11 protein-coding genes and 1 tRNA gene are annotated in these 11,342 nt (G+C 36.2%); 3 read left to right on the top strand and 9 right to left on the bottom strand.

Annotated elements, in window-relative coordinates:
* Position 1: 1 nt before the first annotated feature.
* From AADJ06_RS03960 to AADJ06_RS03930, 7 genes are all read right to left on the bottom strand, one after another.
* Positions 2–463 (bottom strand): DUF3291 domain-containing protein, encoded by a 462-nt coding sequence (locus AADJ06_RS03960; protein WP_341225105.1) that lies wholly within the window; start codon positions 461–463, stop codon positions 2–4.
* Positions 464–466: 3 nt separating this feature from the next.
* Positions 467–2,551 (bottom strand): VWA domain-containing protein, encoded by a 2,085-nt coding sequence (locus tag AADJ06_RS03955; RefSeq protein WP_341225104.1) that lies wholly within the window; start codon positions 2,549–2,551, stop codon positions 467–469.
* 13 nt (positions 2,552–2,564) lie between these two features.
* A complete protein-coding gene (gene fabG / locus AADJ06_RS03950) occupies positions 2,565–3,311 on the bottom strand; it encodes a 3-oxoacyl-[acyl-carrier-protein] reductase (RefSeq protein WP_341225103.1) in 747 nt (248 codons plus the stop codon).
* On the bottom strand, positions 3,308–3,991 hold the full coding sequence (gene rsmI, locus AADJ06_RS03945) for a 16S rRNA (cytidine(1402)-2'-O)-methyltransferase (protein WP_341225102.1): 684 nt from the start codon (positions 3,989–3,991) through the stop codon (positions 3,308–3,310). Before rsmI ends, fabG begins: the two co-directional genes overlap by 4 nt.
* Positions 3,992–4,436: 445 nt before the next feature.
* Entirely contained in the window at positions 4,437–4,667 is a 231-nt protein-coding gene (locus AADJ06_RS03940) for a 4a-hydroxytetrahydrobiopterin dehydratase (RefSeq protein ID WP_341225101.1), read from the bottom strand.
* A 75-nt stretch (positions 4,668–4,742) separates the two neighbouring features.
* A tRNA-Ser gene (locus tag AADJ06_RS03935) sits at positions 4,743–4,827 on the bottom strand.
* A 170-nt stretch (positions 4,828–4,997) separates the two neighbouring features.
* On the bottom strand, positions 4,998–7,823 hold the full coding sequence (locus AADJ06_RS03930) for a PD-(D/E)XK nuclease family protein (protein ID WP_341225100.1): 2,826 nt from the start codon (positions 7,821–7,823) through the stop codon (positions 4,998–5,000).
* A 156-nt stretch (positions 7,824–7,979) separates the two neighbouring features.
* Here AADJ06_RS03930 and AADJ06_RS03925 point away from each other — a divergent pair, with 156 nt between their 5' ends.
* The 3 genes from AADJ06_RS03925 to AADJ06_RS03915 are packed head-to-tail and all read left to right on the top strand — an operon-like array spanning position 7,980 to position 10,231.
* Positions 7,980–9,125, top strand: a complete 1,146-nt coding sequence (locus AADJ06_RS03925) for a 5-(carboxyamino)imidazole ribonucleotide synthase (protein WP_341225099.1) — start codon at positions 7,980–7,982, stop codon at positions 9,123–9,125.
* A 10-nt stretch (positions 9,126–9,135) separates the two neighbouring features.
* The gene (purE, locus tag AADJ06_RS03920; RefSeq protein WP_341225098.1) at positions 9,136–9,621 is read left to right on the top strand and encodes a 5-(carboxyamino)imidazole ribonucleotide mutase; all 486 of its coding nucleotides are present in this window, start codon (positions 9,136–9,138) and stop codon (positions 9,619–9,621) included.
* A gap of 4 nt (positions 9,622–9,625) precedes the next feature.
* Positions 9,626–10,231 (top strand): LysM peptidoglycan-binding domain-containing protein, encoded by a 606-nt coding sequence (locus AADJ06_RS03915; protein ID WP_341225097.1) that lies wholly within the window; start codon positions 9,626–9,628, stop codon positions 10,229–10,231.
* Here the strand turns inward: AADJ06_RS03915 and AADJ06_RS03910 are convergent, their stop codons facing one another.
* Together AADJ06_RS03910 and AADJ06_RS03905 are read right to left on the bottom strand one after the other, a co-directional pair.
* Positions 10,232–10,492 carry a hypothetical protein gene (locus AADJ06_RS03910; RefSeq protein WP_341225096.1) on the bottom strand — a complete coding sequence of 87 codons (261 nt, stop codon included), beginning with the start codon at positions 10,490–10,492 and terminating at the stop codon, positions 10,232–10,234.
* The gene (locus tag AADJ06_RS03905; protein WP_341225095.1) at positions 10,492–11,157 is read right to left on the bottom strand and encodes a lipoprotein signal peptidase; all 666 of its coding nucleotides are present in this window, start codon (positions 11,155–11,157) and stop codon (positions 10,492–10,494) included. Before AADJ06_RS03905 ends, AADJ06_RS03910 begins: the two co-directional genes overlap by 1 nt.
* Between the last annotated feature and the right edge of the window lie 185 nt (positions 11,158–11,342).

Here is an 11,342-nt window from a genome sequence, read left to right as displayed (position 1 = left end):
TTTATTTTTTGTTTGTTTTCGGCCTTGCAAATTGATTTCTAAAATCGAAAGCTAAAACTGAAGGTCCGTTTTCTTGAAGGTACTTTATTTTGGCCACAGCCTCTTCTACTGTTGGAAATTCCCCGTCTTTAATCCACCACATGGCCGTGTTTACTTTTCCGTAAGTCTTAAACCACTCTTTGCGTCTTTTAAGAAAATCTGTATGGAATGATTTATAAACGTAATTCATGAGAGAATCTACATCTTCCCAAACCGAAATATTAATAATAACTTGCTCGTCGTTAAATGGATTTAAAGCGGTAGCATTGTTAGATTCATCTTTTAATCGCCAAACAAAACCATTGCTTTCTTCCGCTAATAAGTTGACAGCATCGAGGTTGTCAACAAACTCTTTCATAATAGGATCGTTAATATCGACACCTTTTATACGTCCAACATTAATTTCTGCCAATTGATAACTCATAACTTAATATGTTCCGAAATACTTTCTAAAACCCCACTCTAAACTAGCTAACAGCAATAGTAGAGGCAAAAGCCACTTGAGGTTGATGATTTCTTGAATGTCTTCTGTATTAATGAGTTTTGCTGGGGCTTTCTCACTAATTAAAGCAGCTGATAAATCACCAATTTGGTCAGCATTAAAAAACTTTCCGCCGTTCTTTGACGCCAATGTGCGTAAGAAATCAAAATCTGCAGTGGTATTTATAAACTCCAAATCTTTATCTTTCACCACAAACTGCCCTTTGCTACTATTAGTTTTGCCTAAGATTACTGCGTTTGCTTCAAAATTATACACTCCTGGCTCCAAATCTGACAGCTCAAAGGTGGAATTAGCCTCAGTAACCTGATAATTAAAACTTTTAGAATACCCAGGACCTTTAATGTTTAAATTAACAGCAACGTCGTAGATTTTTTCATACAAATCATCATAAGCTTCTGTTACAAAAACGGCTGATTCGTCAATGTCTACTTCGTTTTGCGAACTATATACTCTAAGCTTGGCTTTATCTTCTTTTACAGAAATAAGCTGTAAGGTCTTAAGAATGTAATCATCCACCGCTTCATGGTTCTCATTCATGAAATATTCTTCCATACGCCACTGCCAGATTCCTTCTGCTGCTAATACGGCTGCTTTTCTATTAACATTGGTATTTACCATCAATAAGGGCCTATCAGTTAAGACGCTACCCACTTTTTGGTAAAGTATAATATCCACCCCAGGAAATGTCCTATACTCCCCAAAAGGAGTAATAACTGGAGGTAGTTTTGAAATGACTTCTCTTTTAGCTTCTTCTGAAATAAACCTTCCAAAAGAATTGTTAAATAAAGCAGTTACCTTATCGGTTTTACCAGATTGCCCAGAAATGCCCACAACTTCTTGCATACCATTGAAGCGGCTTAAGTCACTTTGAGCACCTAAAATAAAGAAGGTAGGTTTCATTTTTGACAGCAACCTAGTGGCTATTTCATTTGACAAACCTTTTGTGTCAGGCATTTGATGCAATATCAAAATATCAAACTCTTTACTTAAGATTTCTGCAGGAGTTGCGGTTTGAGTCAAAGCCACAGTTAATTCAAAAAGTGGATTTTTCTCAATAATGGCTTTAAATGCCTTAATGTCAGGGTGAGGTGAAAGTCCTACTAAAAGTACTTTTTCTTTACCATCCACCACATCAATAATTACATCACGGTAATTGTTCCTTGTATTGCTTTCGCCTTCTAAAGGCAAAAGTTGTAGCGAATAACGTTGTTTACCTATGTCAGAAGCATTTATTTTAAACGAAATGGTCTTAAAGTCATCATCCGAATTAAAAGCAACAATCTTCCTTTCTAGAATCTCTTGGTCTTTTCTTATTAAAAGTGTGGTACTTCTGCCGCTGTAAAGATTAGCCTGAATATCTACCTCAATAGGGAATGAATTTCCGAGATAGGCCAATTTATTAGCCTTTAAACCTTTTATAGCTAAATCTCTCTTTACAGTGCTATCCCCTAAACCTAAAGCATCTACCTGAAAAGGGAACGGTCTTGACAACGGAGATAAACCAGCATTGGCTATTCCATCAGATACTAATACTACCTTTTTAAGGTTTTGCCCGCTAAACTCTTCATTTATGCTTCTAAAGAAACTACCAAAGTCGGTTTTTTTAGCGTTAAAATTTAGCGAATCAAAAGCAATCACTGGTTCAGAAGAGCTCAATAGCCTTACTTCTGTATCATAATTAGAATCTGATAATGCATCATACAAGTTTGATAAATTCTGCTTTAAGGTTTCTAAAGCTTCTGTTCCTAAATCTTTCATGGAGCCAGAATCGTCAATCCCTAATACTAAAATAGGTTTGAGTGTTCTGGTAGCATTTGACCGCAAAAGCGGATTTAATAGCAGAAAGCAAATTAATGAAACTATCAAAGCTCGCCCTGCAGATAATGCCCAATTGACATTTTTACTTAAAGTAGTTTTCTTAGAATATAAGAGCCAAGCATAAGCAATACCTACAGCTAAGCATATTAAAACAAACCAGAAAGGATTCTGAAAAACGAGCTTTGAATTCATTAATTAGCAATTATTACATAACCATTCCGCCATCTACCACTAAGGTTTGACCGGTAATGTATGTTGACATATCTGATGCTAAGAAGACACATGCATTTGCTATATCGCTTCCTTGTCCTGCTCTTTTAAGCGGAATACCTGCAAGCCACGTCTTTAGGCTTTCTGGGTCAAGAGCATCTGTCATTTCTGTTTCAATAAAACCTGGGGCAATGGCATTACACCTTACTCCTCTAGAGCCAAGCTCTTTAGCTACGGACTTAGTTAAGCCTAAAATACCTGCCTTAGAAGCAGAATAATTTACTTGACCAGCATTACCCGTAAGACCAACTACAGAGGTCATATTAATAATAGAACCACTTCTAGCCTTTAGCATAGGTCTAGTAATGGCCTTGGTTAAGTTAAAAATAGATTTCAAATTAACTTTAATAACGTCATCCCAGTGCTCCTCGGTCATTCTCATAAGTAGGTTATCTCTGGTGATACCTGCATTATTAATCAGAACATCTATTTTTCCAAAATCTGCAATTACGCTAGCTATTAAGTCGTCGGCAGCTTTAAAGTCAGAAGCATCAGAACGATAGCCTTTCACTTTTACACCGTCTACAGCCAATTCTTTTTCAAGAGCTTCGCCTTTTTCTACACTAGATAAATAAGTAAACGCCACATCGGCACCTTGTTTTACAAATTCTCTGGCAATGCTATTACCAATTCCTCTTGATGCACCAGTGATTAGGGCTACTTTACCTTTTAATAAGCTCATTTAGATTTTTTTCTGTTTAAACCTTCTACAATTATAACAATCTCTCCTTTAATGGAGCGGTCAGCAAAATTAGCAAGAATTTCGGATAATGTTCCACGTACATTCTCTTCATGAATTTTTGTTAATTCCCGAGAAACGCAAGCTCTTCTTTCAGAGCCAAATAGAGCAATAAATTCATTCAAAGCCTTGATTAGTCTGTGCGGAGATTCATAGAATATCATGGTTCTAGCTTCTACCGCTAAACTGTCTAATTTGGTTTTCCTTCCTTTTTTAGGAGGAAGAAAACCTTCAAACACAAAAGAATCAGATGGTAAACCTGAATTAACAAGTGCTGGAACAAATGCTGTAGCACCCGGCAAGCACTCCACCATAATTTCATTTTCAATACAAGCTCTTACCAATAAAAAACCAGGGTCTGATATGGCTGGTGTACCAGCATCCGAAATTAAAGAAATGCTGCTACCCTCTTTTAAATTCTTAATGACATTATCTAGCTGCTTATGCTCATTAAAGATATGGAAGCTTTGCATAGGCCTTTTGATCTCCAAGTGTTTCAGGAGGATACCAGACTTGCGGGTATCTTCGGCCAAAATCAAATCGGAGCTTTCTAGCACTTTGATGGCTCTTAGGGTTATATCGTCTAAATTACCTATTGGCGTCGGCACTATTTTTAGTGGCATATATCCTGTTTTAGAAAGTGAATTAAACTTTTTTTATACAATTCTATAGTTTTCAATGTTTTAGGCAAAGTTTTTGAATTAAGGTTATTTTCTAACCATAATAGCCAATAACATGATCATTTTAACACTAACCACTTTAGGCCTTATAATTTTACTTCTTACTAAGTTAAAAGGAGAACAAGGACTTACCGCTCCTAAGAGCTATGTAACGAAGTTAAGAACAAGGCCAAGGTCTTCAAATTACTAATTACAAATAGCTCAAGTGTGTGGAAAGCAAGCTTAGAGCTAGACTACTGTGCCTTTTCTAGGACAAGCCACTATTAAAACACTCTTGAACACGACATTTCAGGAGATTTTTCTCCCAAAATCAAAAGTCGCTCCTAAGCGACTTTTAACATTTAATCCACTCTCTCGCTTTCTGTATGCTGGTTATCAACATTTTAACTTATAAAATGTTATCAATTTCCAATGCCAAATTATGGTCTTTATCAGTGACTTTGTTACCTGCACTATGTGTAGAAAGACTGATATTCACTTTATTCCATTCGTTATCCCATGTTGGATGATGACCCATCTTTTCAGCAGCTAAAGCTACCCTCGTCATAAACGCAAAAGCCTCACTAAAGTCTTTAAAAGTAAATGATCTGCTAAGTTTATTATCTTTCTCCTCCCACATAATACTTGTTGTTTATTTTATAGAAACGAAAGTACAAAAAAAAGCCTTTCCAGTTTCCTGAAAAGGCTTTTGAAGCAGAGAGAGAGGGATTCGAACCCCCGGACCTGTAACAGTCAATAGTTTTCAAGACTACCGCATTCGACCGCTCTGCCATCTCTCTGTTTTAACTCTGAATCTTTCGGTTATTCAGAATTGAGGTGCAAAGGTATTTTTTGTATTTGACATTGTCAAGTGTTCTCTAGAAGTTTTTTCTTAAAAATTTCAGCATTTGAATCTATCTAATTGATAAATAATATATTGACTCATAAAATATATTTTAAAGTTTTTACCTTACCTATGACAAATGGTTTTGAACGAACAATACTCGCAGACTTTAAGGTCTGAAGTTTGTTCAAAAGGCACCTCAGAATTTAACAACTCTGCTACCAACGCTTGAAAAGCGGTTTCAGTAGACTCTATAATCTCATTCTTCTCAAACTCTTTTAAACCTTTAAAATTTCCTAAGTCTCTAAAAGAATACATCCCAGGTACAATTTCCGTATTGGCCGGAATAGCAAAACCATTGATTGACGAAACTCGTTCTAGTTCTTTATAAATCAAATATTTATATACAACCAATTGCCTGAATTTTGACCTGTCAGGATGCTGAAAAGTTTCTAGAAGTGTGCTCTTTGTCTTTAGATTTAATTCACCAGCTTTTATCCCACCAGTTTTAAAGTCAATAAGCATAAGACTATTATCCTCTAATTCTATGCTATCTATTTTACCATTTATAAAATAAGATATGAGTTCATCTCCTAAATTAAGATTAAGGTTATGAACAAATTTATCTTCCACTGATAAAACCAAGCGGTCTTTTCCATCAAAAATACACTTCTCGTAATATTGAAGCAGCAGATTCTCTGCCATCTTCCTATATATTAGGTTAATACCTGTCTCTGCCTGGTATCCTTCAAAATGCTTTTTGAAAACTTTATCGAGCACCCAAGGAATTGCTGCTTTTACCTTTGTCTTTAGCTCAGGTGGTATTAGCGTTTTTAATTGTATCACCTCTTCTGAAATAATCTCAATACTTTCATGTATCCAGTTCCCAAAAGCATTAGCAGCAAATGTTTCTTCTATTTCATCTGACTCTTCTAGCCCTAGAATTTTAGAGTAATAAAACATCAAAGAGCAGCTGTAATACTGCGATATAGAGGAAACCGATAGGCCTTTCTTAGCTAGATAAGTTTTAATTAAATCCCTTGTAGTTTCATTTTTAAGAATAATTATTGAAGGTATACCTTCTTCATTTTCAGCCTTTTGAAACTCTACCAACTTTTTTTCAATTTTAATTAATGGATTCTCTTTAGCTAGGTTTTCCATTAACTGTAGTACAAATCTACTTGGGTCTTTACTCCCACCTATACCTGTTGACTTCGCATTGGTAAATATTATATCTACTTTTTTTGCCCGCATAAGCAGACGGTAAAAGTGATAAGCCATAATAGAATCTTGGTCATTAAAAACTGGCATTCCATGAGCTATACAAGCTTCATAAGGAATCAATGAGTTGTTTTTGCTTGACGCTGGAATAATTCCTTCGTTAAATGAAAAAAGTACCACATGGTCAAAATCCAAACAGCGAGTCTCCAATAAACTCATAATTTGTAAAGGAGCTATGGGCTCCCCTGTAAATGGAACTCGCTCTAACTTAGAAAGCTCTTTTAGCAAGAGTTTAATAGATAGGATGCTTAGGTCGGCATGTTTTCCTAATTCATCTTGAAGTCTATTCAAAACCGAATAAAACAACATGAAGAACTCTTTCTCCATACTATCCAAATCTTCAAAAATCTGTTCTCTAAGATTTTCTGTAATACTTTTAAGACCAAGAATTGCCTTTTGGGCATCATTGTTCCAAGAGGTAAAAAGAGCTTTAAGCAGCCCCTCATCTTTTACAAAAGTGCTCATTTCTCTTTCCGAAACGTACACCTGGTTTTTATTTATTATGTCCTGCTTTTTCGCCGAAAACGGATTTTCCGAATCAAAAACTTTGACTTCATATCTTTTAATAAGTGGGTCGGTGAGAATACGTTGAATAAATGCATGACTAAACCTAGTACCAGTATTTGACTGAAAAGCACCAATTCCTTGAAGTTCAAATATGGTATTAATTAAAGCAGAAAGTTTTGATTGACCCATACCCAAACCCATGGTAATGTTATACTCTTCTACCTCATTTCCCATAGAAAAGAGCAAAGGCTGAATAAGGTTTTCGTCAGGAACTACAAAAACCGTGTTTTGGTCTGTCAAAAACTCTGCCCCCACTTTTGCTTGTAAAGAGTTAAATGGAGACTCAAAGATATTAATCTCTTTCGCTGTAGTTTGTAATAACTTTTTGGGTTCATTCCATTCTCCAAAGGGTTTATTCTTTCTATAATTTCTTAAAACATCGCCAGCTTGATGTTTGCTGTTCATAAACCATTCATCAGTATCCCAAAAACAGGTCGCCATCTTATTGTCTACCAAAGTACTTATGATTTTCTCTTCCGATTTACTTAAGGCATTTAAGCCAATAAAATAGAAATGTCGATATCCTAAATCGGCATCCACTATTTGCTCTAAATCTTCTGCTACTAGCCTATAAGCCATACCTCTATACGCCTTTTTGTTAAGTCGTTTTCTAAACTCAAAATAGACTTTCTTGAGATTATCGTATAGTTCAAAATAAGCATGGGTTTGAGCGGTAGTTTCAATAGGCTTTTGACTGTCTGGTTGCCAACGATTCAAAGCCTCGGCCTCGCTCATATAGTCAAAGAGGCCTTCTACATCTTGAACCAAATACTGATCAATAATATCAAAGTCTTTTAAAACAGTAGGTGCCCAAGTGATGAATTCCTCAAATTTCACGGACTTGTCAAATAATTTATAACACTCGAACAAATCAAAAATTAGCGACACTTGGTCGGAAATTTGGAGCCCTGATAGATTACATACAAAATCATCTATCGCAAATACTTTTGGGGATATGAAAGGCGTTTCAGACAAATTGGCCAATTCCTTTTTAAAAAAGAACGTGGCCCTCCTACTCGGTAAAACCACACAAACATCCTTTAGTTCGTTTAGTTTATTGGCTTTAAATACTGATTCTGCGGATTCGGAAAGGAAACTTGTCATTATATGGTTTTGAATATTTGTGAATATAGCCTTTTCTATATTTCTAATGGTTTCTTAAATCAAATATCTGAGTTTTCTCAAAATTCAGAACATTAATGCAGTTTATAAGTCATTATCTTTCATCCTTTATATTTTTGCAGTCAAAATAGAAAAAGGATGGCGTACAGTTCAGAAATAAAGATAGGAATTTTAGGTGGTGGTCAGCTTGGCAGAATGCTCGTACAGTCGGCTATAGATTTTGATATTAAAATAAAAACAGTTGACCCTGATGAAAATGCACCTTGCAAGGCCATTTCTCACAGTTTTGAGCAAGGCGACTTTAAAGATTATGAAACTGTATTAAAATTTGGTCAAGACTGCGACATTATCACTATTGAAATAGAAAACGTAAACTTGGAAGCCTTAGAAGCTTTGGAGAAACAAGGGAAGAAGGTTTTCCCTCAACCAGCTATTCTTAGGAAAATCAAAAACAAGCGTATTCAGAAGCAGTTTTTTATTGACAATAATCTTCCTACAGCTAAGTTTTTACTAACCGACAATCAAGAGGCTATTAGAAATGCAAGTTGGCAGCCGCCATACGTTAATAAATTAGGAGAAGGTGGTTATGATGGGAAGGGCGTCCAAATAATCAGAACTTCGGCGGATATTGATAAATCATTTAAAGGGCCGTCGCTTTTAGAAGAATTGATTGACTTTGAAAAAGAACTGGCCGTGGTAGTAGCACGCTCAGAAAGTGGTGAAGTTAAATGCTTCCCTGTAGTTGAAATGGTCTTTCATCCAGAAGCTAATTTGGTAGAATACCTTTTTTCTCCAGCTAATATCAGTGAGGAAATTTCAAAGAAAGCTTTTGATTTGGCAGAAAAAACAGCCGAGTGTTTTGGTATAGTAGGACTACTGGCCGTAGAAATGTTTTTGACAAAAGATGGAAACATTTTAATTAATGAAGTAGCTCCAAGGCCACATAATAGTGGCCATCACACTATAAAAGCTAATTTGGTTTCGCAATTTGAACAACATTTAAGGGCCATTATGAACCTTCCCTTAGGTGACACATCTCAAATAGCCCCAGCCGCAATGGTGAATATTTTAGGAGCAGAAGGACATACTGGACCTGCTTCTTATGAAGGAATGGAAAGTTTGCTTTCAGAAAGCGGCGTTCATCCTTTTTTATATGGTAAAGCCATTACCAAGCCATTTAGAAAAATGGGACATGTTACGGTAATTGAAAAGGATTTTGATAAATTGATAGAAAAGGTGAATTTTGTAAAAAAGAGCTTGATTGTAAAATCAAATCAAGCCTAAAACCCCAAATATGATAGGCATAATTATGGGTTCCAGTTCTGACCTGAAGGTCATGCAAGGAGCCATAGACGTTTTAGAAGAATTTCAAATAAAATGTGATGTTGATGTGGTTTCGGCTCACCGAACACCGCAAAAAATGATTGACTACGCCGAAAATGCCAGAGCAAATGGCATTAAGGTGATTATTGCTGGTGCAGGTGGAGCAGCCCACTTACCGGGCATGGTGGCATCTTGCACCTCATTGCCAGTAATAGGAGTTCCAGTAAAATCTAGTAACTCTATTGATGGATGGGACTCTATTCTCTCTATTCTCCAAATGCCAAATGGCGTTCCTGTAGCTACCGTGGCACTAAATGCTAGTCAAAATGCTGGTCTTTTGGCTATTCAGATTCTAGGGACCTCAGATGAGAAGATTGCCCAAAAGCTAGATGATTATAAAGAGAACTTAAAAGAAAAAGTGGCCAAAATGAGCCACGACGTACGTGCTAAACAATAAAATTATGGAATTCGAAGACAGAAACAAAAAACCCGAAGAACCAGCTAAAAACCTCCCGATGGCTGTATTAATCACCTTAGTTGGTGTAGTTTGCCTTTTACTTTATGTAGGCTGGCAAATGATATCTGACGATGCTTCAAACGTAAGCGACCTTACGCCAGAAACAAGCATTATAACTGAACCTCAGGAAATAACTGCGGAAGACATGATTTTAGAGGAGGATTTAGTTGAAGACGTGGCAGTGGCCGAGTCTGCTCCTACTGAAGCTACACCAGCTACAAAAAAAGCTGTCTTACCGAGTGACGGAAAAACAGGTTTTTATAAGATTGCCAAGGGGGAAACATTATTCTCAATTGCCAATAAGTTCAACATTTCCCTTAGTACCCTTCAAGCGGCTAATCCTAATGTTACCGCTCAGAACCTAAAAGAAGGTTCTAAATTGACTGTACCAGTATTAGCCATTCACACCGTAGGTCCGGGTGACATACTAAGAGTGGTGGGCGGCAAATATGGAGTTACTGTTAAAGCCATAATGGCCGCCAACGGCAAAACAAAGAATTTTGCTGAACGAGGAGAAAAATTACTTATTCCGTTTAAGGATAAGCAATAATTATTTAGACGAATAAACCACTACCATTAAAGCGATGGTAATAAGAGTAAAGGCTAGAAGGACAATTCCTTGTAGCCTTTTTTTCTTGTCTACAGTTTGCGTTAGCATATAGATTTGGAGTAATACAGACAATGAGCCAGTAACTCCAATAATTATCTTTTGCATCATTAAGAATGCAATTTGTGCTGGTAAAAACACCATCACAAAAGTTAATATAACAATGGCGGCACTAAGTACCTTAGTTCTTTTTTCTAATGTCATTACTTATCTGTTAAAGAATCTACTATTTCAGAATTATCAATATCGATGTCATCTACCTCGCCCGTGCTTTCTTCTAAACCTCCTTCTACCCTTTCATCGATGAAAGACTTTTGGAAAATTAAAATAGCAACTACACCACAGAAAATACAAGCATCTGCAAAATTAAAGATGGGCGTGTTATTATAAGTTCCACCTAAAACGGGAACCCAGTCTGGCCAGTAGCCATCCAATCCATAGGCATAAAACATGTCAATTACTTGACCATGAAACCAAGGTGTACTAGAATCAAAAGGTGCATTGTTTAAGAAAACACCATAAAAAGTACTGTCAATTACATTTCCTATAGCTCCTGCAAGTATGGCAGCTAAGCACCATAATAAACCTTGATGTGCTCCTCTATTGGATAGTTTTGTCAAATACCAAGCTATAACTCCCATAGCTACCAACCTGAATAAAGTAAGGATTAATTTTCCATAATCTCCGCCAAGCTCCATTCCAAAAGCCATGCCTTTATTGGTAATATAATGTAGTTTGAAAAAGCCTGGAATAAGGTCAATTTCTCCAAAGTGATTTGGAATAACCTCGAAATGCATCCATAATTTAATGGCCTGATCTATGATTATTAGAAAAATTGCGAACAGAAAATATTTTAAAGCTGTCTTCATTAAATGCTAATTATCAAAAAAATCACCGTTTTATTTAAAATCTGATGCAAAATAAATGTTTTTCCTGCTAGGAACATAGTTTTTTGAATTGCAATAGGATTTATTTTGGTTTTAATAGCCTATCTTTACGACCTCAAAATTGACAGTGGCGAAAAAACAACCCTGTCGCATCGTTATAGGAATCT

This window comes from uncultured Arcticibacterium sp. (assembly GCF_964021845.1).
Lineage (GTDB): Bacteria > Bacteroidota > Bacteroidia > Cytophagales > Spirosomataceae > Arcticibacterium.
Note: the sequence above shows the minus strand (reverse complement) of the source record. Positions and strands in the feature narration are given on the sequence as shown.

Bases quoted from the DNA above. Each gene is read 5' to 3' on its own strand.
- AADJ06_RS03955 (WP_341225104.1), bottom strand. From the start codon at position 2,551: ATGAATTCAAAGCTCGTTTTTCAGAATCCTTTCTGGTTTGTTTTAATA.
- AADJ06_RS03910 (WP_341225096.1), bottom strand. From the start codon at position 10,492: ATGACATTAGAAAAAAGAACTAAGGTACTTAGTGCCGCCATTGTTATA.
- AADJ06_RS03925 (WP_341225099.1), top strand. From the start codon at position 7,980: ATGGCGTACAGTTCAGAAATAAAGATAGGAATTTTAGGTGGTGGTCAG.
- AADJ06_RS03905 (WP_341225095.1), bottom strand. From the start codon at position 11,157: ATGAAGACAGCTTTAAAATATTTTCTGTTCGCAATTTTTCTAATAATC.
- AADJ06_RS03915 (WP_341225097.1), top strand. From the start codon at position 9,626: ATGGAATTCGAAGACAGAAACAAAAAACCCGAAGAACCAGCTAAAAAC.
- AADJ06_RS03960 (WP_341225105.1), bottom strand. From the start codon at position 463: ATGAGTTATCAATTGGCAGAAATTAATGTTGGACGTATAAAAGGTGTC.
- purE (WP_341225098.1), top strand. From the start codon at position 9,136: ATGATAGGCATAATTATGGGTTCCAGTTCTGACCTGAAGGTCATGCAA.
- AADJ06_RS03940 (WP_341225101.1), bottom strand. From the start codon at position 4,667: ATGTGGGAGGAGAAAGATAATAAACTTAGCAGATCATTTACTTTTAAA.
- AADJ06_RS03930 (WP_341225100.1), bottom strand. From the start codon at position 7,823: ATGACAAGTTTCCTTTCCGAATCCGCAGAATCAGTATTTAAAGCCAAT.
- rsmI (WP_341225102.1), bottom strand. From the start codon at position 3,991: ATGCCACTAAAAATAGTGCCGACGCCAATAGGTAATTTAGACGATATA.
- fabG (WP_341225103.1), bottom strand. From the start codon at position 3,311: ATGAGCTTATTAAAAGGTAAAGTAGCCCTAATCACTGGTGCATCAAGA.